Below are 23,435 nucleotides of genomic sequence, written 5' to 3'. Positions count from 1 at the left end.
TAGTTTTGTTTACCTCTTTGCTTGCCATTCTTCCGGATATGATGGGAATTACAACGCGGACATTCCATGAAGATTCACCCTAATTCATATTCTCATTATGCAACGCCCAAATCTGGGAATCCAAAATTAACAGCATAGTAAAAAATCTCAGCGCTGGGATCATTGGGAATATCTTGTGCCGATGCTTGGAGATATCCTACCCAGCCCCCTAATCTGAAGGCAGGGTTGACGAGCCAGGAAGCTGCAAGACTATAGCTATTCCCAACAATGTTTTTACTGGCTCCATTGAAGGGGTCATTGGTAATGGTACTACTTGTACCGATATTGATTGCATTCAAAGAACGAGCATAGGTTAAGCCAAAACTTAAGGATTTCGTAGGTTTTAATGTCAGTTGTGCTAGGGCAGAGTAGGAACCATCAAATAATCCAGATCCCGCAGTCGGGTTGTTGGCTTCACTAGCAAGATAAACCAGTGCCAAATTGATGGCTGAGTTGAAGTTATAACTGATACCAATGCCTGTCCCACCTGTTTCTTCACGATAGATAGGGCTGCGAATCCCAAATGCAGAAATAGAACCTCTGCCATCACTTCCCAATAAAGGGTTAATGGTATCGACCACATCAAATAACGTACCTTGAGCGATCGCACTCACCTTAACAGCAGACCCGATGGAAAATTGATAATAGAGTTGATTGAGAATTAACTGATTACCTGTATCACTATCAAAACTGAGGCGAGCCATATTTGTGCCTGTGGCTTGCCTAAAGTTGGGAATATTGCCAGCCTGAAATCGAATTCTCAGTAAATCTTGCCCCGTAAAACTGGTGTTAAAGATCAACCGCACGCGATCGCTAAAAATGATATTATCACCGACCTTACCCCTGGAGCCAGGTGTTTCTCCTGCTGGTAAAGCTTTATCATCGCCAAATGCACCACTCACCGCAAAAACTACTTCTCCAGTAAATTTTGTCGTCGTCGAGAATTGCTGAGACTCGAATTGATCTGTGCGTGTTGCTAAGGAATCTACCCATCCACGCAATATTGAGAGTTCTGCTGCAAATTCCTTTTGAAGTCTTTGCAAAGTTTGTAAATCTTCTCTCTTAATCACATCTGCTGTCGTACTTTCTAGTAGCTGATTGAGCCGAGCGAGACAAGCATTCAACCCGACAGCAAATTCATAGCGAGTGATTGAGCGATTGCCTTGAAATGTTTGATCGGGATAACCAACAATGCAGTCGTAGCGATCGACTAATGCTTGTAATGCTTGAAATGCCCAATCTGTAGGCTGCACATCAGTAAGCTGATTCACAGATGTGACTTGATCGGGCAACGTATCTTCGGCAGTAGCAGACCTAGAAAGGCATTGCTGAGTGAGGCATACTCCAAAGATCAGAGATGACGAGAGAGTTAATTGAGAAAAAAGTTTCATTGAGAACAATCACCCTAGAAACACCAGATTGCTCGGCAATTTTCGGCAGCACGTCCTGAAACAGAACGGAGATTAACGAATACGATCAAGAGGGTTTGGTATGAGATGAAATTACTAGTAGTATGAAAAGTTTTGGTAGGTTTGTAGTAAGAACTTTAGTGCTTAAAAATGAAGGACTAAAGTCCTTACTACGAACATTTTTATTCCGCAAAATTAATGGGACAGACCACTAGTGAGATCCAGCACTGGAGTTTGCTGCATAGCTGGTCATCAGGTTTTTGTAGTCAGGAATAAACCCTGCTAAAAGACTACCTAGCCCTTCAATATCGTTACGCCAGTCACGGTGCAATTCACCCACAACGCTAAACCAATTAACCAATTGAACTCCAGCACGAGACATTCGATCCCAAGCTGCATAGCGACAGGCTTCATCAAAGGTTCCAGAGGCATCGGTGACAACAAAAACGTCATAACCTGCCTCCAATGCCGAAAGCGCACAAAAAGTAACACATACATCGGTGACAATCCCGGCAATGATTAATTGCTTTTTGCCTGTGGCTTCTACTGCTTTCACAAAGTCCTCGTTGTCCCAAGCGTTGATCTGTCCGGGGCGGGGAATAAAGGGAGCATCGGGAAACTTCTCTTTCAGTTCAGGGATGATGACACCATTGGGGCCATCCTCAAAGCTAGTTGTCAAAACTGTAGGCAGGTTAAAAAACTTGGCTGCACTTGCCAGTGCTAACACATTATTTTTGAAGTCGGCTGCACTAATATCACGCACAAGTGAGAACAGTCCAGTTTGGTGATCGACCAGCAGCACCGCAGCATTATTTTTGTCTAATCGGTTGTACTTGAATGTAGACATGAGTTATTGATCCTAATTTGAGTTATTGGGAATGAGGAATTGCAGAATGCTCTAAATAGCTTATGGCGTAAGCTGTTGCGAGATGGACTCAGTGTCCCAACGCGCCTAAAGGACGCAGCGAACGCCGTCTGCGGGGATTTTAAGACCGATGAGGTAGTCAGCGACGATGTCGTTGACACACGCATTGCCGGCGGTGAGGGCTACACCGTGCTGTTCGCCCTCGACGGTCAGCAGGCTCGCGCCGAGCGTCTTGGCGAGACTGATGCCGCCTTCGTGCCATGCCTTGCCATATTCGGAGCCGCCGCGAATGTTGGCGATCGCCGCGTTTGCCGCTTCTAAAATTGCTTTATTGTTCTCTGACATCTGAATCTCTCCTCTGTTCAAAGCAACAAAGTGGTGTGAGTTGTTATGCTGTTGCCCCTCACTGGTTTACTTCTAGGGACTGGTAAACGGCTTACATTGAATCGCCTTCACATTTCGCAGATAGTCCAACTGTGGCTCGAAGCCAGTCGGACAGAAGACATAAACATTGTCCTGAGATCGGCTAATGACTAAACGGTAGCTGGGTGGAATCCCTTCAGAACTCTCGATCACTTCGATTCTGGGAATTACTTGTGAACTGACTTGAGCCAGGGATGGAAAATTGAACAGTAGGAGTACGCCAAACAGAATTGTGATTGCGATTGTGGTTGTAGTTGTGATTTTGGTTAAAAGAATCTTTCGGTTCATTAGAAATCTTCTGTGGCTTATGGTTGTGTAATGTTCTGTTGTTTCCAGGGAAGCGGGGATCGATAGGGGTTTTCGTGCATATCCAGGACTTCCCAGGTGGTTGGATTGACTCGCCCTGTAACTGGGACTCTGTATTGTCTCTGGAGATCGCGTACCGCAGACGCTGTGACCGCACCAAAGCTGCCATCGACGATCGCCCCTCTTGGATTGCCTAACCTCACACCTGCGGCTCCTAAAAAGCCATTGTCTTGAAGGATGCGCTGTAACAATTGCACGTTTTTGCCGCGATCGCCTTGGCGTAAGGTAGGTAAGGTTAAATCAGTGTAGGCAGTGGCGATCAGAATGGGGGAGGTTTGTTGTGGAGGAATGCTGTGTGCGATCTGCGCTTCTCCCAAGGGGAGACGCCAAGGGCGAACGCAGCAGCGCTGAGTGCAAAGCACACGCTCCGCGAACGCTATCGCGGGATGAGTGAATGAACCTCCGAGCAATCCTGTTGCGATCGTTAGTACTCCGAAAATGAGTTGAGGTTTCATGATTGTCCTCCTGATGGAGATTGGTTTTATTTCGCATCAATTTGCGTCGGAGTGATTACTCCACTCGCTTTGAGACCTGCAACAAGGTTGGTCACTTGACGTTGAGCCTCTGCACTCAGGGAGTCAAAGTCGTCTAAGAAGAATTGACGTTCTAGCGTTAACTTCCGGGTATTGAGCAACCCTTCGATCTGCCAACCTTCGTCGCATTTCGTTACGACGTATAGCGGCTGCGAATCTCGTGACGGTGAAGTTTCAGTTTGTCCGGGCAGTATTACCCTGATAACTACGTGCATGAGCGCGAGTTGCGAGTTCACGAAGCGGACAAAATTCACCTCACCCTCCAGGCATTGTTCCTTTGATAACTGTGTCGAATGCTTGCTGATGAAATGCAGCGATTTCTTTTCGACCCTTGAGATGTGTGCCCTCGAACGTGAGGAAATCGGCAGTTTTGCTGAACGGGGCAGCAAAGCCTTCCCCGCTACCTCGATTCCAAGCATCAATCATCTGGTAAAGGAAAGCACGGATTGCCGACTCGTCAGTATTAGTGGTGGTTTGAGCTGTTTGTGAATTCACACTCTTGAGTTCTCCTTTTAAGTGATAGACCAGTTTTCGAGCAGCATAAATTGTGTTATTAACGCTTGCAAAACTCACGGAACAATTGCAGTCACGCGAATTTCAATCCGCATCGTGGGTAGTCCAAGCGCCGCGACTCCTACCTGTGTCCAGATTGGAGCGTGGTTGGGCATATAATGACGAAATAGCTTGGACATCACTTCGTTAACCTCCGGGGGGAACCCGCCAACATGGTAAGAATTAACGTGAACCACATGCTCCCAACCCGCACCAGCCGTCGCCAAGGTTCGCTCGACGTTCCGGAACGCCTGAGCAATCTCGTCTGCAAGCGATTCGGGAATTTGCAGATTGTCATCCCAGCCACCTTGCCCTGATATCTCCACTCGATTGTCAATTTTTACCGCTTGCGAGTAATGCAATTGATTTAACATATATTCCCCATAACCAGGGGTAACAAAAAACTTGGGCTTATTCATGGTGTTCCTCATGTAGTACGTTTGACTCTATCTCGCGTTGCTGAAACAAGTTTGTTTCGGCATCATCCGATTCAGACCCTAATGTTCAGAATTCACTTGCCATGTAATCACAATGATTTCTGCAAACAGTAAGACAACTATTAGCCGCGAAAACGCTTGTAAAATGGCTTCCATTACCCAGTTCTGACTCTGAACTTCCCAGAGCATCCAAACAATATTGAATCCAATCACCAACCAGGGTAGAATTACCTCTGAATTCCGCCTGCGATAGAAGCGGATCGCTGTCTCACGCCAAAATGGAAAGGTACTGAGAATACAAGCGATGTACGACGCTCCTGCACTAATGAACAAGCTTGTTTGAAGACCCGAAGGCAGGTTTGGGTATCCAAGCGCGATCGCACTCAGACAAACTCCCAGCGCCAGATACAGGAAAGTAAACAAGGTAAATCGTTTCATTCTTTGCAAATAAAGCTCAGAGGTAATCTATTCATAGGTGGCTGACATGACTCAGCCGATGAACAACAATTAGTCCACATACAGCACAGCCTTACCTGAAAATCTGCGCCCGATCAAATCAGCCGACGTTACGTCTGCTTCACGCCACGAAACTGCTCGATCAATATGCGTTTTGAGCCGCCCCTGCTCAACTAACCTCAGCAGACGAGCCAGCCCAGAACTAGCACTTTCCAGCTCTACTTCGGTGTACAGCGTGAACCCGTAAAGCGTTCGCTGTCCTCCATTCTCGGAATAGAAGTCTGCCAGGGACAGCTTCATCTCGTTGCCGCTGCTACTGCCATAACAAACGCAGGTGCCTCCTTGAGCCAAAAACGCAGTTAGCTTCCCGATCAATTCACCTCCTACTCCATCGACAATCAGTCGATAAGGCGCGAACTGCTCGGCTTCTTGCCCAGTCTCGGTCACCACCACTTCATCCGCACCGTAATCTCGCACAAATGCTTCTTGCGCTGGCTGACGAATTTGGGCAACGACGCTGGCTCCCATCATCCGAGCAAGCTGCATGGCGAAGAGTCCCACTCCCCCTGTTGCCCCTGTGATCAGCACCCGACTTCCTAGGAAACGAGATCCCTTTTCCACTGCATACAGTGCTGTTAACCCTGCGACGGGCAGTGTGGCGGCATCGGTATGTGATATGCTCTGGGGAATAATAGCCAGAAAGCGAGTCGAAATTGCTACATATTCTGCCCAGCCCTCCGAGCGGATGGAGAGGGCGACAATTTTTGTCCCTATGGGTGGACCACTACCGTCCTGTGCCGTTTGTTCAACAACGCCAACGACATCCCAGCCAATTGGAGTGCCCAGTGGATCATTTTGCGATCGCTTCAGTTCGCCCCGATTCATCGAAAATGCCTTGACGCGAATCAAGCACTCGTTAGCCTTCGGAGTAGGAACTTCAGTGTCTTGAAAGGTGAGGTTGCCAACGGCATCTGGTGAACTCACGAGTCTACGCATCGCAATATCCTTGGGTGTAGAGGGCTATGGTTTCATGTTCTAGATAGAACTGTTTCAATCAACTCACTGTATATCCACCATCGATCGCTAAGGGTTGCCCAGTGATGTAGCTGGCAGCGTCGGAGCAGAGAAACACCACCGCTTGAGCAATTTCTGTTGCCTGACCGATCCGACCGATCGGAACCATAGCTCCAAGATCATCGAACGTGATGCCTATCTGGTCAGCGCTACGAGCCATTAGATCAGTCGCAATGGGACCGGGATTAACAGCATTAATCCGAATGCCCTGTTTGGCATAGTCAAGTGCGGCAGTGCGTGTCAGCCCCATCACCGCGTGTTTGCTGGCAACGTAGGGAGAGATTCCCGGCAGCCCAACAAGACCATTGGTGGACGAATTATTCACGATCGCGCCTGCGCCCTGGGTGAGCATCTGTTGAATTTCATATTTCATGCACAGAAATACTCCTCGCGCATTGATCGACATGATCTCGTCAAAATCCTCGATCGATTGTTCGTGCAGTGGTTTAACAGCAAGATCAATGCCAGCATTATTAAAGGCACAATCGAGTCTGCCGTAAGTCGCGATCGCTTTGTGCACCAATTCCCGGACATCCGCCTCACTTGATACATCTGATTTCACGAACAAGCATTCCGCCCCAGTCTCGCGAATCAAATCAGCAGTTTCTTCACCTTCTACACTGCGGATGTCCGAGAAGACCACTTTGGCTCCAGCAGCACCGAAGGCGATCGCTGTTGCTCGACCAATTCCCGATGCGCCTCCCGTAACTAACGCCACTTTATCGTGCAGTATCATTCTATTTCTCCTAAAATCAAGTCCGGTTGTTCTCTCTTGAAATAATCATGAAATCGCTTTAGAAAAAAGCTTAGACAAATCTTGCAAGTATTAGACTAAGAGCAAAGGAAAAGGCATGAACGCTGACATGGGATAACATCGCAGCCTCAAGCGAGTATTGCCAAAAGAGCCAACCAAAAGCAATGCCAGCAATCCCATTGAGTAATATCGCTCGGACAATCACAACTGGAGTGAGGGGAACGATCGCGGCAGTCGCTGGCAAGTGTAGTAGTCCAAATACCAACGCGGCTAGAACGATCGCACCCTGGTAAATCCCTTGACTTGGCAATGTAACGCCTTGTTTTAGACCTTTCCACGCAATCCAAACAAGCAGCGACATTAAACCCCAGCGCATCAGAATTTCCTCAGTGATGCCGCCATAGAACATTGCTGTAAGCAAATTCAACCCACTTGGCTCTGTATTATTGGCTGCCCGTAGCGCTTCAGGTAGGACAGGTTGCATCAACTGATCGAGCAACAAGAGAACGATCGCCGTCGCTGCACCTACACCCAAGCTCCACTTCATCTCAACGACAAAAGATGGAGACTTAGCGATGTGAAACACCCAATGATCAATCAAATGGGAGCTTAATCCAACACGATAGGCACAACCAATTCCGATCAGAATGCTGATTGCCAGTAGAACTGTAAGCTGTAGTCCTTGCAGAAGAATTAAAATCCGCAGTGGAGGCACTTTTTCCAGTGTTTCTGGAGACAGTTTCGCCAACTGTTGCTCAACTAATGGAGCCGACGTAATCGTAACCATCGCAATTCCTGCAATGCCCAATACAAATAAAATCCCAAATTGTTTCAAAACTGCCATTGATTTAATCTCCAGATGATCCGTCCTATCAGCCGAGATCACCTACGGTCTTGCGGTAGCTCTGGAAAACGGGTTAGGGCTTTACGCTTGAATACTCCGTAGGCGATCGCCAGAAACACAGGTATTGCAACCAGCACTGATAGCGCCCCGTAGGTGGAGTAATCCGCTTGCCTGAACGCTGCAAACCCCTCCTGTCCGCCGATGGCGATCGCCACGAGTAAGCTGGCAACGGTGCCGACAACCAGCCACGCAAAGAGGATGATTACCAGCCCCAGAAGATACCGCCACCAGCGGTGACTACCTCGCCGAGCAGCCTCCACATAAGTTGCGTTTTTCATGAGAATACATCCTGACTTTTGCAGATGATTTACGCCGCGCTGCTGGTTTCATCCTTGACCTCGGTTTTGAGGACAAAAGCTCTTAATTCGACAATCTTGCCGCCATGAAAGCGCCAGATGTCGCAGTACGAGTAATCAGCCGCCTTCCCGTCTTCGTCCTTCATGGTGATGTCGCCGAGTGCCGTGACGAAATCACCCTCAGCGATTAAGTTAGCGACCCTAAACTTTGGCGGCTCTATGTATGTCATTGCCATCCATTGGCGAACGGCTTCTTTTCCTTTAAGGGTCTTGTCACCTACAAATGTCCATTCCATGTCGTCGGCGCAGAACGACAAGAATCCTTCATTGTTGCCTTGGGCAATCGCCGCGTTTGCCGCTTCTAAAATTGCTTTATTTTTGTCTGACATTTGAATTTCTCCTCTATTCAAGTTGTCTTTGTTTTAGCCAACTTGGAGTTTAGTAAGTTCCAACACTCAACTTTGAGTATGCTCCAGCGCAACTCGATCCCAATGTCCTAAATTGGCTGCTGCTTCATAGGTGCTTTGGAAAAAAGCAAGGAGCATTGCATCTGGATCGTCAGTATGTCTCACAGCTTCATAGGGTAGGATAAACTCTTGCATCTGTGAGCTGTAAAAAGCTTCTGTGGGTTGGATCGGGTAATCTCGAAACCCTTCCGGCGTAGGGTAAGCATAAGCGTAAAAAACAGGCTCCACCACTGACCCACCCCCTGGCCAAAAACCACAGCTACTGACTTCGTGTGAATAGGCTTCTCGTGTGACCCAATCTGCCATATTCGGAACTCCCCCTGGGTGTTCTGGCGCACGACGACCAGAGAAACGAGTCACAGCAAGATCAAAGCTGCCCCAAAAAAAATGTACAGGGCTGGATTTACCAATAAACTGGGAACGGAATAAGGTCATGACCCGATCGACTTGCACGAGAATTCGCCAGAACCGTTGTGCATACTCCGGATCATAAGCTGCGTGTTGATAGTCCTGATCGAACGGGATTGGTTCTGACACTTCTTGCGGCATTGTCCAGATTTGGACTTCGATGCCGATGTCGCTCAATGTAGTTAGCACCATTTGGTAAAAATCTGCCACAGAGCGAGGAGCCAGTGCAATTCTTTTAGTAATGCCGTTGCTAGTGTCGATTTGTAGTTGATGGTCGAGAAAATCAAAGCTAATTTGAAAGTTACGAGTTCCGCAAGGGATTGAAGCGGTTGTTAGTCCACGCGGTGTGACATAAAGAGTAGATTGCCACCAGTGATTGAGTTTAGGTGCCAGTGCCAACCGAATTTTACCGATGACTTGCGTCCATAGATGGAGAGTTGCATAGGTATCTTGCCAAGCTGCTAAGGGCAAACTGGGCCAAACGATGTCAATGGGAGTACTTTGATTAGAAACAGCCATGAAAATCACCCACAGGAGGAGAAAATATTGAAGAAATGAGAAGGAAATCTAGATGAAATTAGAATCGCTATCAATAGTCTTTTCCCTGTTCATCTGCAAAATTCACGGGACGATGATTTGTTCAGATGCCTGCGATCGACTTTCGCGGCTAGTCGCGCCCTGCGACAATAATCTTTTCTACTATACCGATAGGATTAGAAAACAGATCCGGTTGCCTCAATTTCAGGGGTATAAATCGTTTCGTCTTCTTTGCGCCAAGCTGGATCAACTAAACAAACGAAAACAATGGGTTCGTTGCCGTAGTTGTGAAGGAACTGGATGGCATTTGGAGGAATGTAAACCGCATCACCTGGTTCAACGCGACAAACTTCACTGTCGATCGACATTTCTCCAACACCGCTAATGATGTAATAAACCTCAGAAGTCTTTAGAGAATGGGGAATCGAAGTTTCGCCAACAGGCAAGATCGCATACGCCAAACTGTAACGCAAGTTGATGTCTTGTTTGTCAGGATGAAGCAGTTCGCGCAGAACAGTTCCATCTCCAGCGATAATTTCTTCACAGTCGTTTAGTTTTTGGATCAGCATAAGTTTAGGCTTGCAATTACACAATCGGAGCAAGTTCAAAATCTGTAAATTTTGGAGGAGAAATTTGCCTGTTCCACGCGCTGTTGAATTACGTACTGATGGGGCGAAATCCCCATCGTTCGCTTAAACAAACTTGCACACTAAGTCGGGCTGATGTTAACTACACTTGCCAGTTCGGCTAAGGATAAATCACGATTCAGATGAGCATGAATGTAATTGATCGCCTGCTGCAATTGGCTGTAAGTTAAGCTTTTATTCTCAGGCATGATAATTTGTACGACCTCAGAATAGTGGCGCAACAGATGAATCACTAACGCTTGAGACGGAGACAGTATTTTATCTTTTTCAAAATGCTGTCTCCTATTTTACTTGTTGCTTCCGTAGAGAAAACCTCAAGTATTAATGTCCACCTGATGTCGCTGGAGGGGTTGTTGCAAGGAGTTGAAGTTCCCATGCAAGGGCCACCGCACTCGCACCGCCATGCTCAAGAAAAATCTCTGATACACCCGCAGATGTTTCTGTGCGCGCCCAATCACGTTGCCATTCAGCAAGTACAGCCATCCAGTTGATTGGAACTGCACCAGCCTGAACCATCCGGCGAACAGCCATGTCATGAGCTTCCGCAGTAACACCCCCCGAAGCATCGGTAACGATGAATACTTCATAACCCTCACCCAGCGCCTGGATTGCTGGCATTGCGAGACATATCTCGGTGTAAAGTGCAGCAAGTATAAGTTGTTTGCGGCCACTTTTCTTCACTACATCTGTAACGTTTGGATCTTCCCAAGTATTGATGAAAGTGCGGTTGATCGGTTTTTGATCGGGAAAAACATCCTGTAATCCCTTAATGATATAACCCCCTCTCTCTTCAATGACTGTGGTCAGGATTGTTGGCACATTGAACACTTTTGCCGATTTAGCAAGACCAATCACATTGTTAATGATCATCGTGGGTTCATGGCTGTTCAAGTTGGTGAACTGATAAGGCTGGTGGTCAATCAGTACCAGGATACTATCTTCTGGACGAAGCAGTCCTTCTAAGCCGATTTTTGGATTTTTAGACATCGCTATAAGTCTCCATTCAATGTTTACTTTTTAGACACGCCCTAGCGTGTGAGTCTGACTCAACGGGGTGAATCACACAGTTTTTTCACATTCTTCGCGCCACAGACTGGACATAACCAATTTTCCGGCAGATCCTCAAAAGCTGTTCCCGAAGCAATTCCAGACTGTGGTTAAGCGGGTTAAATACTGTCAGAGGGCAGCAACATCATTACATCTGCATGAGCTAACACGGCATCGGGGTGGCGTTGAAGCGCCGTGTTATATTTCATGGCAAACTCATCGCCCGATTCATCGGGACTGAGCAGTGTCCGAATGTCACTGTCAATCGCTTCAATTGCCTCTGGTGTAACAGATTCATCGGCAGGAAACAACTCATCGCTTTGGATAATCAATTCTGAGAGTCGATGCAACCAGGCAAACTGCTCATGACCGATCGCCAGTTGTAGCAATTCACCTCCAGAAACGTGCCCTCGAACTTGCTCATAGGTAAGACGCTCAGTCTCTAGTAAAAGCTTGTGCAGATGTAGTAGTTTGATTCGTAACTGACTCAAGCGTTGATGTTGACTCATTTGATATTGAGATGGGTTAAGCATGAATCCGTCCCATCCTTCCTGCCTGGTAGTCGTCGATCGCCTGGGTAATTTCAGCTTCAGTGTTCATGACAAATGGCCCGTAGCGCACGACTGGTTCGTTAAGGGGTACACCTGCAATCAGCAGAAGATCTAGAGGACGCTGAGCATCAGCAGGGTTGGCGATCGCCACATCTTCTCCATCTTGAGAAAAGAGTACCATCTGCCCATCATCACCAGGCGCTGGCTCTGTCCCGAACAACCCAGACCCCTCCAGGATATAGACAAAGGCGTTGTACTCTTTGGGTACAGGCTGGATTATCGTTGCCCCTGGTTGCAGTGTGAAGTGGAGGTAAGTTATCGGCGTGCGCGTCTGAATTACGGCTTTTGCCCCTAACGCTTCTCCAGCAATCACCCGCACCGTCACAGACCCATCTTCGGTTTGAGCGACCGGAATCTGAGCCGCTGGAATTTCCTGATAGCGGGGCGGCATCATTTTGTCTCGTTGGGGCAGATTGACCCAGAGTTGAATGCCGTGGAGCCGTCCGCCCGTTTGGGTAAACCTTGACTCTGGCATCTCGGAATGCACGACCCCGGCACCTGCTGTCATCCACTGGACATCACCCGGATTTAGTAGCCCAGCGTGCCCGGCAGAATCTTTGTGTTCTAACCGTCCAGCCAAGACATAGCTGACGGTTTCAAAGCCCCGGTGCGGATGATCGGGTGCACCTTTTGCTTGACCCGGCTTTACATTAATCGGCCCCAACTCGTCGAGGAGGAGAAACGGGTCAAATTCAGAGAAGCTACTTTTGGGAAAAGGCCGACGTACAAGAAATCCAGCCCCTTCGAGTGTTTCAACGCTGTTAATTACTCCGGCAACGGTTCGAGGTGTTTGAGTGGGGACAGTCATAGAATTGCCTCCTCAGAACTAGATAAATATGTGTATCATTTGAACCTGATTCAACTGATGAATCTCAGCGTTTTTTCACAGGACAGGAATCCGGCAGGTTACTAACCAATAAAGGTTAGATCGAGATCTTTATAGGGTATGTTGAAAAATTTTGTGCCTTAGAAAACTATCCCTGCTAGCGTTTATGCTCAGGATTTTTGAAGTCTGTCTTACAACCTGCATCCCAAACGTCAGGTTGGTTCCCGTGAGGAGGAATTCCTCCATTATCTTTGAGTAGTCTGGCGATATGCATACAGTTCCAAGCTAAAAAGGTGGTATTGCGATTGGTAAATTCGTTCTCCGGCCCTCCAGACCCTGGATCTAAATAGGAAGGCCCAGGGCCTACTTCGCCTAGCCAGCCTGCATCCGCTTGGGGAGGGATCGTATAGCCAATGTGCGATAGGGAAAACAAAATATTCATCGCACAATGTTTCACACCATCTTCATTCCCGGTAATGAGGGTTGCCCCAACCTTCCCATAATCTCTGTACTGACCTTTCTCATTCAAAAGATGAGTATATCCATACATTCGCTCTAAAACTCGACTACAAACAGAACTTTTTTCACCCAGCCATACTGAAGTACACAGCACTAAGATGTCAGTTGCATCAATTTCTTTCTGGATTTGGGGCCATTCATCTGTCTGCCACTCATCGGTTTGTGACATATCTAACCCTAGCCCCGCCGCTATCTCATAATCTACCGGTCGAATGACTTGAGTGGTTACCCCATTAGCCTCGAAAATAGCTTTGGCAATATTGATAACTCCCTGTGTATGGGATAACACTGGCGTTTTATTGAGTGTGCAATTTAAAAAAAGAGCTTTTAAATCACTATATTGTGCAGGGGCATTTTGGCACTGACGATCCGTGATTGTTTTGAGCTGTTGTGACATGGCTTCGACTCCTATACAAAAAACAATATTCTGACTTATGCAGGTGATTTACCGACACCAGGGCTGACCGCATTCACTCGAATCTGGCGATCGCCCCTTTAGTCAATGCATAGACCGAGAGTCCGGCAACGGGGGTGAAATCACTGCTGGCGCTGCCCATCATGATGATCCGTCCGCCCTCACCCATGTGACAAATGGCCTCTTGAGGGGCGACAAAAACGCCCCTGACATTAATTGCAAAAGTTGGTCAAATTCTTCTAGCGAGAACTGGTCAATCGGTGCGACGATGGCGACTCCCGCATTGTTGACGAGAATGTTGAGACCACCGAGGGTGTTGACGGTTTTGGCAACGGCGTGTTTTACCGCTTCTACATCGGCACTGTCAGCCCGAATTGCCAAAGCTTTTCCACCTGCCGCTTCAATACCTTTCACCGCCTGATCTGTTTTTTGGGGCGAACTGCTGTAGGTAAGGGCAACAGCTGCCCTATCGCGGGCGAGACGTTCAGACATGCGCCGAGTTACTGATTATTTCTACTCAAGAAAGTCCAGCAACAGGGGATTGATCTGATCGGCGTGAGTCCAGTTGATGGCGTGCGGCCCGCCGGGAATGACAACCAGTTTACTGTTTTTAATCAGCTTTGGCAGTCTTGCTGCGGTGGACTCCAGCGGCAGAATGCGATCGGCATCGCCATGAATAATTAGAGTCGGTACATCAATGCGGGGTAGATCATCGCGGAAATCGGTGAGCCAGGAAGGGACGCAATCCAAAGTCCCTTTAGCAGAAGCCCCTGCTGCCACATTCCAACTGGCTTGAATCGCTTCGTTGCTGATGCGGTTTCCCAGCAACACGTCCACATTGAAGAAGCCCTGGAAGAATGTAGAAAAGTAGGCTGGACGGTCTTCAACAATCGCTTTCATAATGCCATCGAAAACGCTTTGATCAACACCCTCTGGATTGTCGTCTGTCTTTAACAGAAACGGTGGAACGGGAGCCATCAGCACGGCTTTCTGCACCCGCTCTGAGCCGTATTTGCCAAGATAGCGCGTGACTTCACCTGTTCCCATTGAGAAACCTACCAGCACGGTATTTTGCAAGTCAAGCTTGGTCATGAGTGTATTCAAATCGGCGGCGAAGGTATCGTAGTCATAGCCAGATGAGGGCTGACTGGAGTTGCCAAATCCTCGGCGATCGTAGGTAATTACTCGATATCCTGCATTCAGTAAAACTAAAACCTGCTTCTCCCAGGAATGTCCGTTCAATGGAAATCCATGAATCAGAACAATCGGTTGTCCTGTTCCCAGATCTTCGTAGTAGAGATCGATGGTTGCAGAGTTTTCTTGACCAACGGTAATGTAAGGCATGAGAGGCTTCTCCGTTGTAAATTGATGATGTGTTTTTGTCTGTTGCATCACAATTGTTATGCAGCGATCAAGCACCGTCTTAACAATGCTGCGTGAAGCAGACTTCAAGATTGGGCAAGCATCCACCCTGCTATTTTCATAATTTGGGTGTAATGACTCCTAATGCTCGGTTTCTTTCAGATTCTTGTGCAATCACCTTCAAGACGCAGCGTGGAACCGATCGCGTTGTCGAGGAACGTGCGGATCAACGCTGCCACCTCTTCCGCATGGGTCTCCAGCGCGAAATGTCCGGCATCGAGCAGATGAATCTCTGCATCCGGGAGATCGCGTTGATAAGCAGCAGCACCAGCGGGCAGAAATGCCGGATCATGACGACCCCAGACGGCGAGAAACGGCGGACGGTGCTCACGAAAGTAGGACTGGAAGGCTGGATAGAGCGCGACGTTGCTGCGGTAATCGAGGATCAGATCGAGCTGGATCTCCTCCGCGCCTTCTCGCCCCATGTAGGCGATGTCGAGTTCGTAGCCGTCGGGTGACAAAAGGGTTGGATCGGCTCCGGTACCATACTGCCAGTTCCGGATTGTGTCCGGCGTGAGCGAGGGTCGGCAGGCTTCCCGGTTCGCTGCGCTCGGTTCGCGCCAATAGGTCTCCCACGCCCCCCATTCGTCGCTGAAACCTTCAAGGTAGGCATTGCCGTTCTGCGAGACGATCGCAGATATCCGTTCAGGATGGCGCATCGCCAGACGCAGACCTACTGGCGCACCGTAGTCGAAGATGTAAAGTACGTATTGATCGAGCGATTACGTCGGCAAGGCGGTCGAACGTGTAGTCAAACGTCCCGCGTGGCGGTGCCTTGGTCTGTCCGAAACCAGGCAGATCTGGCGCAACGAGCCGAAAGCGATCGGCAAGGAGAGGGATCAGGTTGCGGAACATGTGGCTAGCGGTCGGAAAGCCGTGCAACAGCAGTATCACTGGCGCGTCGCTTGCCCCCGCCTCGCGGTAAAACACTTCGACATCACCGACCTGTCGAAACCCGTAGCGTATTTTCATCGTACAATTCTCTTTTTTGATTTTCTTCCGACTGAACTTCGACGCTCAAATTTGGAATCCAGTCCACCTTTCGCATACCCTGCGATCGCCACTCATAAACCGCGACGAGAACCGTCCATTACCAGTGCAACGTTGCCTGCAAGTTTTGTCGTATCGCACTGTCGATTGACTACTGCGCTACATACCCACCATCTACCATCAATGTTGTACCTGTTGTGAACGATGCCATGTTAGATGATAAAAATAGGACTGCATTTGCAACTTCAAGCGGTGTTCCAATTCGTCCGATCGGGTGAAGTCCTGTCATGTAAGCTTTGGTTTCATCCTGCCCACCTGTAGCTGCTTCAAACATATCTGTTTCGATTACCGCTGGTGCAACGACATTGATGTGAATACCCGCTTTGGCATATTGGAGCGCAGCAGCTTTTGTTAAGCCTACTACTGCATGTTTACTCGCGGTGTAGAGGGGTGCGCTAGGATATGCAACTACTCCAGTCGCAGATGCCATATTGACGATTGCACCACTTCCCTGTTTCAACATCTGAGCGATTTCATATTTCATCGACCACCAAACGCCTTTGACATTGACGTTCATAATGCGATCATATTCCGATTCTGTCTGCTCAATCAATGAGGGATTTTCGCTGGACACTCCTGCATTATTAAAAGCAATATCTAACCGACCAAAAACGTCAACCGCTTTATCAACTATTGCTTTAACATCGGCTTCTTTCGTGACATCTGCTTGCACAAAAATAGCCTCTCCGCCAGCATCCTGAATCAATCTCACCGTCTCTTCACCTTCGTCAATTCGACGACCAACCACCACCACCTTTGCCTGTTGTTTGGCATAAGCGATAACTTCGTTAAGCTTTCCTTCTCTACGAGAGGCTGCGCCAACGGAACGCTGCGCGTAGCTTGCTTCCCCGTAGGGGTACGCTAACGCAGTTGCTCTGCCAATTCCCGATGTGCCACCAGCAACTAAAGCCACTTTATCTTGCAGTATCATTCTGGTTCTCTTGTTCTAATCAATATTGACCTTCAGCACCCAATCAAAATCCGATCCGTTTAGCAATTACCAACGCTGTAAAGCTGGTCTAATTTTCTGCAAACTTCAGCACAATTTTGCCCCGTGTTCCTCCCTGCTCTAGACGCTGATGTGCCAGAACGACCTGATCCCAAGAAAATACTGAATCAATCACTGGGCGAAGCTGATGACGCTCGATGAGTTTTGTCAAAGCCTCTAATTTTGCTCGGTACTGGGGTGAAAAAACAAAATGAATCGTCAGATTCTTACCCCATGCTTCAAGAAGCGATTGCGGTATTGCAATGTCTACAATGCTTGTAAGCCTGCCAAAGGGACGGATGATTTCTAGACTACGCTGAATTGTTTCTTTGCCGATCGTATCTAGAACTAAATCCACACCCAGTCCATTTGTTTCTTGACGAATGACTTCTACGTAATCTTCATTTTTGTAATCAATCACCCGATCTGCGCCCAGTTCTGTCACGAAATCTCGGTTTCTAGAACTACACGTCGCAAAAACGTATGCCCCTATCGCTTTGGCGAGTTGAACTGAGATCGAACCCACTCCACCCGCACCCGCATGGATGAGAACTGTTTCACCAACTTGTAGATTGCCCCTAGTCACTAGACAATCCCAAGCAGTCCCGCCTGCAAGCGGAAAAGAAGCTGCTTCAATGTGCGATAGATTTGCAGGTTTCAATGCAACAATCGCTGCATCAGCCACATGATACTGAGCGTAGCTACCGAATTCTCCAAAAATTTGCGGCGAGTAATACACGTTGTCTCCCACCTTGAAATCAGTCACAGTTTCGCCAATTGCCTCAATCACCCCTGAAACATCGACTCCAAGAATGGCGGGTAATCGAACCAGTTCCTTGTAATCACCACGACGAGTTTGGTAATCGACCGGGTTAATCGAGGTTGCACATACTCTCACTAACACCTGATTCGCCTTCAGTGTTGGTGTGGGAACCGTTTGAATCTCAAACTTCTCAGCATCACCAAACGCAGTTAGTACGGCTGCTTTCATAGATTCCATCTGTGCCAACTCTCCTTGATTTAGAATAAACAGTGCCGTTGTACAATCCGGCCTTCACACGACCAGCACTCAACTGTTTAGAACATCGTGTTATCGTTAGCCGACGCTTCCGGGATAGTCTGTAGCACGTCCCAATGCTCGACTATCTTGCCTTTATCATCCAGGCGGAAGATGTCGATGCCTGCCCAGTCGTTGTCGTCCGGCCATTGTTGGTAGCAATGCAAGACTACATAATCGCCTTCAGCGAAGACGCGCTTAAACTGGACGCACTTGCCCGGATATTCTTTCGCTATCCTCTCGAAATATTCGATGAAAGCCTGCTTCCCGTCGAACACCGCCGGATTGTGCTGGATGTACACATCGCCGACATATTTCTCAATGGCTTCTGCGGGCTGACACTGAACGATCCTGGCTGGTTGCAAAATGGCGGGTTTGGGTATTGATGTTTGCTGGCTCCTACACTTAGTCGCGCTCGATTAGTGTGTTTGAAGGTAAGTTGGGATCGATCGCCTTACGCGCACTGTCAACGCCCACGACGGGAAGTGTACCCGGATCGAGCAAGCCGACTTGAACCAATACACTTGCCTGATCCCAGTAAATGTGTTCGTGGGCTAGTTTGCCGTCACGGAACTGGACGATCGCTACTACTGGCACTTCCACCCGTTTTCCGGTGGGAGCAACGCCGGGTAATATCCATTCCATCCAAACAGTATGAGTGAACTTAGCCACCATTTCATCCACGAGTTGATCTGTCCCTATCGTGCGCGAGATTGAGGTCAACTCCATGTCCGGCGGCATCTGTGGAATCAAGTATTTGGAATAAAACTTGCGTAGTGCTGGTTTCCCGACTCCCCCAGTCATTACCGGGATGTGGTTAACGTAAGCATCTTCAACCATCGTAGCGAGGGCATCTTCAGTACTGTGAGTGCCAAACTCGTACTGTAAATGCTCTTCCCAAAGTGCTTGCAAAGACTCCTGGGCTGGTGTCAAATTGGCAGTTGCTTGTAAATTTGCTTGTCCGTCTACAGTTTGCTCGTTGACCATGATTAAATACTCTTGGTTCTATCTATCTAAAGTGTCTTGAGTTCCAATGCTTGACTGCTTTCAGATGCTTAAAATGATTTGTCAGATTCTTGTGGTGTTAGTGAACTTGTTTCAATGGACGTATAAGCTATTCAGCGCCTGTTTCGCGAATCAGTTTGGCAGTTTTTTCACCTTCTGCATCGCGTCTGCCTGAGAATACTACCTTTGCTCCAGCAGCACCAAATGCGATAACTTCTCTGCGAGACGCTACGCGAACGTTAAGCTTTCCTTCTCTACGAGAGGCTGCGCCCTAAGCGTAGCTATGCCGCAGGCTTTACGGAACGCTACGCGTAGCTTGCTTCCCCGTAGGGGTACGCTAACGCGGTTGTACGACCAATTCCTGAAGTTTCACCAGTGACTAACGCCACTTTATCTTGCAGTATCATTCTGTTTCTCCTGTTTCAATTTCGTCAGTTTGTATCGGGTAAACTTGTCTTAGCAACTCAGTGACTTCTTGCGCGATCGCAATCAGGGCATGATTAACTGAGGAGTCGTGAAGAGAACCAGTCTGAGGTGTACCTTCATGCCCAGAATTATTCTTGCCTTGTACTAGTGAATGCGTCATAGAACTATCCTCAATGAAATACCGATTTGTAATTCACGTTTAATGTGAATGAGTCTTGAAACCCTTGTAATTCTGTACGTATTCACAAAACTGTGATTTTGAGTGAGTCTTGAAACTCTTGTGGGATAAGAGGCGTTGCTAATTCACATCAGGCGTAATTCACTAAATCAATACGCAGGAATTCAGTTGTTGGCATGGTTCAAAAAGCGGCAATTTTGTTCAGTGAAACAGGCAAAATCTAGCCATCAAAATTAGATGGCTTACAGCACTTACAGGCAAGTCAGATATGAATTGAGAGCAAAGATCGGGGAACTTAATGACTTGCAGCAATCATGGCAGCCATCAACTCCGTCGTGTTCCAGCGCCCGGTATACCGAATTCCATTGATAAACAGAGCTGGGGTAGTCGTCACTCCACTCTGTATTCCGCCTTCGATATCTTCATTGATGCGATCGACATACACTTGTTTAGACAACTCTTTGAGAAATTGAGGAATGTCAAGCCCTAAATCATTGGCATACTCGACAAGATAACCGTTCTCCAACCTTTGTTGATGGTCAAATAAAGTATCGCTCATTAACCAAAACTGTCCTTGGGCGGCGGCGGCAGCGGCTGCTTGGGCTGCCCGTTGTGCCTGGGGATGAATCTGGATCTGTGGAAAATGGCGGAAGATAAAACATAAATAATCCTCTCCAAAAGAAACCGTAAGCTCTTGCCGAATGATTTTAATCAGCTTGTAAACGGCTGCACTTCTAGGACATTGATAATCCCCATACATCACTAATACCACGGCGGCACTTAGCACACCTTGACTGTGATCTTGGGTTGAAGCTGGCACAACTAAAGAACTGGAACTATGGTCGTCGATCATCTTTCTACATCTGTATCAAGCATGGAACCTTGCGATTCACTTGCTCAATCCACATGAATTCAATATAAGCAATTGGGTTTTAGTTGTCGTCTACAGTGAGTTAACATTTTTAGGCTGTAATTTGATGGAGCAGCCGCTCCTTCTTAAGATAGAAGGTAGGCTCTAACTCAAGTTAGATTTAACGCTTAATTGTATGGTCAATCCTATCCGTCTGACGTGATCAAGAACTGTTGCCTACATCATCTGACGGATCGGTCGAACAATCACTTCGTTGACATCGACATCATCCGGCTGGGATACGGCATACAGGACAGCGCTGGCGATCGTATCTGGGTTGAGTACATCTTTGCGAAGGTCTTTCAAGAAGCCTTTTGTTGGCTCGTCCGTGATATCAGAGCCGAGTTCGGTTTCAACCACACCGGGAGAGATGACGGTGACGCGAATCATTTTCGACTCCTGCCGCAGTCCTTCGGAGATTGCCCAAACTGCGTACTTGGTAGCGCTGTAAACTGCACTAGTGGGTACTACCACATGGGCACCAATCGACGCAGTATTGATGATTTGTCCGTTACCTTGCGCTTCCATAATCGGCAAAGCTGCTGCAATGCCATTTAACACCCCGTTGATATTCACGTTAATCATGTTGTCCCATTCCTCGACCTTCAAAGCATTCATCGGGGATAGAGGCATCACGCCTGCGTTGTTAAAGATGACATCGACGCGATCGAACTTGTCTTTCGCAAACCCAATGAACGCTTTCACATCTTCTCGATCGGTGACATCTACGGCTTTGAATTCTGCTGTACCACCTGAGGTGTGGATCTCCTCAACAATTTTTTCGAGCTTTTCGGTGCGCCGTGCGCCCAAAAGCACCTTTGCACCGTTTCGAGCGAGTAACTTAGCTGTGGCTTCGCCAATCCCGCTACTGGCTCCAGTGATCGCAATGACTTTGTTCTCAATGTTTAACATCGTTGTTTTCCTCTCTATTGTGTTCAGCATAGGTTTGAAAAGCTGTTCTTGAAATGCCTGAACCTATCCGATGATTGCCTGATTCTCCAGAGCGATCATTTGCAGAGATTCTATAATGGTCAAGTGCGAGGTATTGAGTTAGTCGAGTCTCTGCTATGACAGTCGTAGTCTCTCATCCTGACGTAATCGCGGATCACCGCCAGGAAATTGCCACACGGATCATGCGGCATACCCAATCTAGCGGCAACATAATTCAACCCACGGCGATTGAGCAATTAGACTTTACACGCTCAGATACAGTATCTAATGCACCTCATAGCGTGTACGAACCAATTCTGGCGATCGTCGTTCAAGGTCAGAAAAAAGCATTTCTGGGTGAGGAGATGTATCAGTATGGTGCAATGAAGTATCTCGTCGTTTCCGTTGATTTACCGCTGAGTGGCTTTGTAACTGAGGCGACACCTGACAAGCCGTATTTAGGGCTGAAGCTGAACTTAGACTTGATGCAATTGTGTGAGATGGTTGCCCAAATGGGTACCAGTTCGGCAAAGAAAGAAAACTCTGTTCGAGGTGTATCGGTTAGCAACGTCGATCCAGCCTTGATGGAGTGTACCCTTCGCCTCATCAAGCTCTTGGACACTCCGCAACACATCTCCATGCTGGCACCGTTGATGATTCGTGAACTCTATTACCATCTGCTGATGGGTGAACAAGGGGAAGCCGTGCGTCAAATCGCCACATCCGGCAGTAATATGCAGCGAATTGCCTCAGCGATTCAACAAATTAAATCTAATTTTACCCAGCCGATGCGGATCGAGGATTTAGCGAGTCAGATCGGCATGTCTACTTCGTCGTTGCATCAGCATTTCAAGCAAGTTACTTCGATGAGTCCGCTTCAGTATCAGAAGCAGTTAAGACTGTTAGAAGCGCGTCGTCTAATGCTCGCTGAGGATTTCGATGCGACCTCTACTGCCTACCAGGTGGGGTATGAAAGTCCGTCACAGTTTAGCCGGGAATATTCGCGCCTGTTCGGTGCGCCGCCCATTCGAGACATTGAACGGTTACGGACAGCTTGAGCGAAGATTGGCTAGTTATCCATCGACCACAGCATGGCTAGCGATGGCAAGGGTGGTGCGAGTGCCAATGTATTTGGGCCCGAAGGGAGCAGTAACTGCAACAAATTTAGTCCCTGGACTGGCGACTCGTTGCGCTTCGCGGTTCATCAGATCAGTGAAATTCTGAGGCTGTTGGGAATCAATTGCAAGTACACCCTATAAACTGACAATACCGCGCTTAACGGCAACAATCACAGCTTGAGTACGATCGCTCACATCCAATTTATTCAAAATCCGATTAATATGAGATTTAACCGTGCCTTCACCGATACTTAAAGCAGTCGCAATATCAGCATTACTCATCCCCTGCGCCAGTGAGCGGAGTACTTCTAGTTCTCTTTCACTCAGTTCTGGATTGCTGAGGCGCTGTACCAACTTTGCTCCTACATCGGGCGGAATATATTTCTGACCCCGATGAACGGTACGAATCGCATTCAGAAGCTCGTCCGGTTCAGTTTCTTTCAACAGGTATCCTTTTGCGCCTGCCTGCAATCCCCGATAAATATCTTCATCACTATCATATGTGGTCAGTACAATAATCCGAGCAGATTTAGCCGTCGCACAAATTGCACCGATGGCGGCAACCCCCTCCACTTCAGGCATTCGCAGATCCATGAGTGTGACATCTGGTTGGTGTTCCCGAAATAAGGCGATCGCTTGTTCCCCATTTTCGGCTTGTGCAATCACTTGCATCTCTGGGTCACGGTTAATAATCGTGGCTAATCCTTGCCGAAAAATGGCGTGATCGTCCGCAATTAGAACCCGAATGGTCGTAGCTTGGCTCATT

The 23,435-nt window shown here is 47.9% G+C and carries 33 protein-coding genes and 2 pseudogenes; 1 reads left to right on the top strand and 34 read right to left on the bottom strand.

The window, feature by feature from the left end:
• From H6G18_RS25340 to H6G18_RS14780, 32 genes and pseudogenes are all read right to left on the bottom strand, one after another.
• Positions 1-68, bottom strand: a 68-nt coding sequence (locus H6G18_RS25340; RefSeq protein WP_449224089.1) for a transposase-like zinc-binding domain-containing protein, incomplete at its 3' end; no start/stop codon positions are given.
• 27 nt (positions 69-95) lie between these two features.
• Positions 96-1,430, bottom strand: coding sequence for an iron uptake porin (locus tag H6G18_RS14930; protein ID WP_190407884.1), 1,335 nt, complete (start codon positions 1,428-1,430; stop codon positions 96-98).
• A gap of 229 nt (positions 1,431-1,659) precedes the next feature.
• Entirely contained in the window at positions 1,660-2,295 is a 636-nt protein-coding gene (gene ycaC / locus H6G18_RS14925; protein ID WP_190407883.1) for an isochorismate family cysteine hydrolase YcaC, read from the bottom strand.
• Positions 2,296-2,400: 105 nt separating this feature from the next.
• On the bottom strand, positions 2,401-2,658 hold the full coding sequence (locus tag H6G18_RS14920; protein ID WP_190407882.1) for an alpha/beta hydrolase: 258 nt from the start codon (positions 2,656-2,658) through the stop codon (positions 2,401-2,403).
• Positions 2,659-2,730: 72 nt separating this feature from the next.
• Positions 2,731-3,024, bottom strand: a complete 294-nt coding sequence (locus H6G18_RS14915) for a hypothetical protein (RefSeq protein ID WP_190407881.1) — start codon at positions 3,022-3,024, stop codon at positions 2,731-2,733.
• 17 nt (positions 3,025-3,041) lie between these two features.
• Positions 3,042-3,557, bottom strand: a complete 516-nt coding sequence (locus H6G18_RS14910; protein WP_190407880.1) for a peptidoglycan-binding domain-containing protein — start codon at positions 3,555-3,557, stop codon at positions 3,042-3,044.
• A 333-nt stretch (positions 3,558-3,890) separates the two neighbouring features.
• Positions 3,891-4,208: an SgcJ/EcaC family oxidoreductase gene (locus H6G18_RS25205; RefSeq protein ID WP_313954436.1), complete on the bottom strand. Its 318-nt coding sequence runs from the start codon at positions 4,206-4,208 to the stop codon at positions 3,891-3,893.
• Positions 4,205-4,606: a RidA family protein gene (locus H6G18_RS14900; protein ID WP_190407879.1), complete on the bottom strand. Its 402-nt coding sequence runs from the start codon at positions 4,604-4,606 to the stop codon at positions 4,205-4,207. Before H6G18_RS14900 ends, H6G18_RS25205 begins: the two co-directional genes overlap by 4 nt.
• Before the next feature lie 78 nt (positions 4,607-4,684).
• The gene (locus H6G18_RS14895; RefSeq protein WP_190407878.1) at positions 4,685-5,062 is read right to left on the bottom strand and encodes a hypothetical protein; all 378 of its coding nucleotides are present in this window, start codon (positions 5,060-5,062) and stop codon (positions 4,685-4,687) included.
• A gap of 69 nt (positions 5,063-5,131) precedes the next feature.
• Positions 5,132-6,064, bottom strand: coding sequence for a zinc-binding dehydrogenase (locus H6G18_RS25060; protein WP_190407877.1), 933 nt, complete (start codon positions 6,062-6,064; stop codon positions 5,132-5,134).
• Between the two features lie 70 nt (positions 6,065-6,134).
• Positions 6,135-6,890, bottom strand: coding sequence for an SDR family oxidoreductase (locus tag H6G18_RS14885; protein ID WP_190407876.1), 756 nt, complete (start codon positions 6,888-6,890; stop codon positions 6,135-6,137).
• 70 nt (positions 6,891-6,960) lie between these two features.
• Positions 6,961-7,695, bottom strand: coding sequence for a CPBP family intramembrane glutamic endopeptidase (locus tag H6G18_RS14880; RefSeq protein ID WP_242040326.1), 735 nt, complete (start codon positions 7,693-7,695; stop codon positions 6,961-6,963).
• A 138-nt stretch (positions 7,696-7,833) separates the two neighbouring features.
• Positions 7,834-8,040 (bottom strand): hypothetical protein, encoded by a 207-nt coding sequence (locus tag H6G18_RS14875; protein WP_190407874.1) that lies wholly within the window; start codon positions 8,038-8,040, stop codon positions 7,834-7,836.
• Between the two features lie 79 nt (positions 8,041-8,119).
• Positions 8,120-8,497, bottom strand: coding sequence for a nuclear transport factor 2 family protein (locus H6G18_RS14870; protein ID WP_190407873.1), 378 nt, complete (start codon positions 8,495-8,497; stop codon positions 8,120-8,122).
• A gap of 66 nt (positions 8,498-8,563) precedes the next feature.
• A complete protein-coding gene (locus H6G18_RS14865; RefSeq protein WP_190407872.1) occupies positions 8,564-9,502 on the bottom strand; it encodes a DUF5996 family protein in 939 nt (312 codons plus the stop codon).
• A 194-nt stretch (positions 9,503-9,696) separates the two neighbouring features.
• Entirely contained in the window at positions 9,697-10,089 is a 393-nt protein-coding gene (locus tag H6G18_RS14860) for a cupin domain-containing protein (RefSeq protein WP_190407871.1), read from the bottom strand.
• Positions 10,090-10,229: 140 nt separating this feature from the next.
• Positions 10,230-10,355, bottom strand: a complete 126-nt coding sequence (locus H6G18_RS25055; RefSeq protein WP_199311700.1) for a helix-turn-helix transcriptional regulator — start codon at positions 10,353-10,355, stop codon at positions 10,230-10,232.
• A gap of 133 nt (positions 10,356-10,488) precedes the next feature.
• Positions 10,489-11,154 (bottom strand): hydrolase, encoded by a 666-nt coding sequence (locus H6G18_RS14850; RefSeq protein ID WP_190407870.1) that lies wholly within the window; start codon positions 11,152-11,154, stop codon positions 10,489-10,491.
• A gap of 59 nt (positions 11,155-11,213) precedes the next feature.
• The gene (locus tag H6G18_RS24795) at positions 11,214-11,312 is read right to left on the bottom strand and encodes a rubredoxin (protein ID WP_190407886.1); all 99 of its coding nucleotides are present in this window, start codon (positions 11,310-11,312) and stop codon (positions 11,214-11,216) included.
• 21 nt (positions 11,313-11,333) lie between these two features.
• Positions 11,334-11,747 carry a hypothetical protein gene (locus tag H6G18_RS14840; RefSeq protein WP_190407869.1) on the bottom strand — a complete coding sequence of 138 codons (414 nt, stop codon included), beginning with the start codon at positions 11,745-11,747 and terminating at the stop codon, positions 11,334-11,336.
• Entirely contained in the window at positions 11,740-12,633 is an 894-nt protein-coding gene (locus H6G18_RS25050) for a pirin family protein (protein ID WP_190407868.1), read from the bottom strand. Before H6G18_RS25050 ends, H6G18_RS14840 begins: the two co-directional genes overlap by 8 nt.
• A 175-nt stretch (positions 12,634-12,808) precedes the next feature.
• On the bottom strand, positions 12,809-13,567 hold the full coding sequence (locus tag H6G18_RS14830; protein ID WP_096553034.1) for a flavodoxin family protein: 759 nt from the start codon (positions 13,565-13,567) through the stop codon (positions 12,809-12,811).
• 73 nt (positions 13,568-13,640) lie between these two features.
• Positions 13,641-14,077 (bottom strand): annotated as a pseudogene (locus H6G18_RS14825) (SDR family NAD(P)-dependent oxidoreductase).
• A 21-nt stretch (positions 14,078-14,098) separates the two neighbouring features.
• On the bottom strand, positions 14,099-14,929 hold the full coding sequence (locus H6G18_RS14820) for an alpha/beta fold hydrolase (RefSeq protein WP_190407867.1): 831 nt from the start codon (positions 14,927-14,929) through the stop codon (positions 14,099-14,101).
• A gap of 176 nt (positions 14,930-15,105) precedes the next feature.
• A pseudogene (locus tag H6G18_RS24780) lies at positions 15,106-15,862 on the bottom strand (alpha/beta fold hydrolase).
• 286 nt (positions 15,863-16,148) lie between these two features.
• Positions 16,149-16,988 carry an SDR family oxidoreductase gene (locus tag H6G18_RS14810; RefSeq protein ID WP_190407866.1) on the bottom strand — a complete coding sequence of 280 codons (840 nt, stop codon included), beginning with the start codon at positions 16,986-16,988 and terminating at the stop codon, positions 16,149-16,151.
• Positions 16,989-17,076: 88 nt separating this feature from the next.
• A complete protein-coding gene (locus H6G18_RS14805) occupies positions 17,077-18,036 on the bottom strand; it encodes a zinc-dependent alcohol dehydrogenase family protein (protein WP_242040323.1) in 960 nt (319 codons plus the stop codon).
• A gap of 86 nt (positions 18,037-18,122) precedes the next feature.
• On the bottom strand, positions 18,123-18,380 hold the full coding sequence (locus tag H6G18_RS25265; RefSeq protein WP_390825087.1) for a nuclear transport factor 2 family protein: 258 nt from the start codon (positions 18,378-18,380) through the stop codon (positions 18,123-18,125).
• A 127-nt stretch (positions 18,381-18,507) separates the two neighbouring features.
• Positions 18,508-19,089: an ester cyclase gene (locus tag H6G18_RS14795; protein ID WP_190407864.1), complete on the bottom strand. Its 582-nt coding sequence runs from the start codon at positions 19,087-19,089 to the stop codon at positions 18,508-18,510.
• A 421-nt stretch (positions 19,090-19,510) separates the two neighbouring features.
• Positions 19,511-19,693, bottom strand: a complete 183-nt coding sequence (locus H6G18_RS14790) for a hypothetical protein (protein ID WP_190407863.1) — start codon at positions 19,691-19,693, stop codon at positions 19,511-19,513.
• A 313-nt stretch (positions 19,694-20,006) separates the two neighbouring features.
• Positions 20,007-20,564 carry a DsbA family protein gene (locus tag H6G18_RS14785; protein ID WP_190407862.1) on the bottom strand — a complete coding sequence of 186 codons (558 nt, stop codon included), beginning with the start codon at positions 20,562-20,564 and terminating at the stop codon, positions 20,007-20,009.
• Between the two features lie 234 nt (positions 20,565-20,798).
• On the bottom strand, positions 20,799-21,533 hold the full coding sequence (locus H6G18_RS14780) for an SDR family oxidoreductase (protein WP_190407861.1): 735 nt from the start codon (positions 21,531-21,533) through the stop codon (positions 20,799-20,801).
• Between the two features lie 155 nt (positions 21,534-21,688).
• On the opposite strand from H6G18_RS14780, the gene H6G18_RS14775 reads away from it, so the two are divergent.
• Positions 21,689-22,609, top strand: coding sequence for an AraC family transcriptional regulator (locus H6G18_RS14775; protein ID WP_190407860.1), 921 nt, complete (start codon positions 21,689-21,691; stop codon positions 22,607-22,609).
• Between the two features lie 15 nt (positions 22,610-22,624).
• Here the strand turns inward: H6G18_RS14775 and H6G18_RS25045 are convergent, their stop codons facing one another.
• Positions 22,625-22,756, bottom strand: coding sequence for a hypothetical protein (locus H6G18_RS25045; RefSeq protein WP_277875596.1), 132 nt, complete (start codon positions 22,754-22,756; stop codon positions 22,625-22,627).
• 48 nt (positions 22,757-22,804) lie between these two features.
• Entirely contained in the window at positions 22,805-23,434 is a 630-nt protein-coding gene (locus tag H6G18_RS14770) for a response regulator (RefSeq protein WP_190407859.1), read from the bottom strand.
• Position 23,435: the final 1 nt, after the last annotated feature.

The sequence above is a fragment of the Anabaena subtropica FACHB-260 genome, assembly GCF_014697105.1.
Classification (GTDB): Bacteria; Cyanobacteriota; Cyanobacteriia; order Cyanobacteriales; family Nostocaceae; genus Trichormus; species Trichormus subtropicus.
Note: the sequence above shows the minus strand (reverse complement) of the source record. Positions and strands in the feature narration are given on the sequence as shown.

Excerpts from the sequence above, each read along its gene's own strand:
- H6G18_RS14895 (WP_190407878.1), bottom strand. The coding sequence starts at position 5,062 with ATGAAACGATTTACCTTGTTTACTTTCCTGTATCTGGCGCTGGGAGTT.
- H6G18_RS14830 (WP_096553034.1), bottom strand. The coding sequence starts at position 13,567 with ATGTCACAACAGCTCAAAACAATCACGGATCGTCAGTGCCAAAATGCC.
- H6G18_RS25055 (WP_199311700.1), bottom strand. The coding sequence starts at position 10,355 with ATGCCTGAGAATAAAAGCTTAACTTACAGCCAATTGCAGCAGGCGATC.
- H6G18_RS14795 (WP_190407864.1), bottom strand. The coding sequence starts at position 19,089 with ATGGTCAACGAGCAAACTGTAGACGGACAAGCAAATTTACAAGCAACT.
- H6G18_RS25045 (WP_277875596.1), bottom strand. The coding sequence starts at position 22,756 with ATGAACCGCGAAGCGCAACGAGTCGCCAGTCCAGGGACTAAATTTGTT.
- H6G18_RS14780 (WP_190407861.1), bottom strand. The coding sequence starts at position 21,533 with ATGTTAAACATTGAGAACAAAGTCATTGCGATCACTGGAGCCAGTAGC.
- H6G18_RS14805 (WP_242040323.1), bottom strand. The coding sequence starts at position 18,036 with ATGAAAGCAGCCGTACTAACTGCGTTTGGTGATGCTGAGAAGTTTGAG.
- H6G18_RS14770 (WP_190407859.1), bottom strand. The coding sequence starts at position 23,434 with ATGAGCCAAGCTACGACCATTCGGGTTCTAATTGCGGACGATCACGCC.
- H6G18_RS14820 (WP_190407867.1), bottom strand. The coding sequence starts at position 14,929 with ATGCCTTACATTACCGTTGGTCAAGAAAACTCTGCAACCATCGATCTC.
- H6G18_RS14880 (WP_242040326.1), bottom strand. The coding sequence starts at position 7,695 with ATGGTTACGATTACGTCGGCTCCATTAGTTGAGCAACAGTTGGCGAAA.
- H6G18_RS14885 (WP_190407876.1), bottom strand. The coding sequence starts at position 6,890 with ATGATACTGCACGATAAAGTGGCGTTAGTTACGGGAGGCGCATCGGGA.
- H6G18_RS14870 (WP_190407873.1), bottom strand. The coding sequence starts at position 8,497 with ATGTCAGACAAAAATAAAGCAATTTTAGAAGCGGCAAACGCGGCGATT.
- H6G18_RS14930 (WP_190407884.1), bottom strand. The coding sequence starts at position 1,430 with ATGAAACTTTTTTCTCAATTAACTCTCTCGTCATCTCTGATCTTTGGA.
- H6G18_RS14790 (WP_190407863.1), bottom strand. The coding sequence starts at position 19,693 with ATGACGCATTCACTAGTACAAGGCAAGAATAATTCTGGGCATGAAGGT.
- H6G18_RS14865 (WP_190407872.1), bottom strand. The coding sequence starts at position 9,502 with ATGGCTGTTTCTAATCAAAGTACTCCCATTGACATCGTTTGGCCCAGT.
- H6G18_RS14775 (WP_190407860.1), top strand. The coding sequence starts at position 21,689 with ATGACAGTCGTAGTCTCTCATCCTGACGTAATCGCGGATCACCGCCAG.
- H6G18_RS25050 (WP_190407868.1), bottom strand. The coding sequence starts at position 12,633 with ATGACTGTCCCCACTCAAACACCTCGAACCGTTGCCGGAGTAATTAAC.
- H6G18_RS14785 (WP_190407862.1), bottom strand. The coding sequence starts at position 20,564 with ATGATCGACGACCATAGTTCCAGTTCTTTAGTTGTGCCAGCTTCAACC.
- H6G18_RS14910 (WP_190407880.1), bottom strand. The coding sequence starts at position 3,557 with ATGAAACCTCAACTCATTTTCGGAGTACTAACGATCGCAACAGGATTG.
- H6G18_RS14915 (WP_190407881.1), bottom strand. The coding sequence starts at position 3,024 with ATGAACCGAAAGATTCTTTTAACCAAAATCACAACTACAACCACAATC.
- H6G18_RS14850 (WP_190407870.1), bottom strand. The coding sequence starts at position 11,154 with ATGTCTAAAAATCCAAAAATCGGCTTAGAAGGACTGCTTCGTCCAGAA.
- H6G18_RS14920 (WP_190407882.1), bottom strand. The coding sequence starts at position 2,658 with ATGTCAGAGAACAATAAAGCAATTTTAGAAGCGGCAAACGCGGCGATC.
- H6G18_RS14810 (WP_190407866.1), bottom strand. The coding sequence starts at position 16,988 with ATGATACTGCAAGATAAAGTGGCTTTAGTTGCTGGTGGCACATCGGGA.
- ycaC (WP_190407883.1), bottom strand. The coding sequence starts at position 2,295 with ATGTCTACATTCAAGTACAACCGATTAGACAAAAATAATGCTGCGGTG.
- H6G18_RS14860 (WP_190407871.1), bottom strand. The coding sequence starts at position 10,089 with ATGCTGATCCAAAAACTAAACGACTGTGAAGAAATTATCGCTGGAGAT.
- H6G18_RS14900 (WP_190407879.1), bottom strand. The coding sequence starts at position 4,606 with ATGAATAAGCCCAAGTTTTTTGTTACCCCTGGTTATGGGGAATATATG.
- H6G18_RS14840 (WP_190407869.1), bottom strand. The coding sequence starts at position 11,747 with ATGCTTAACCCATCTCAATATCAAATGAGTCAACATCAACGCTTGAGT.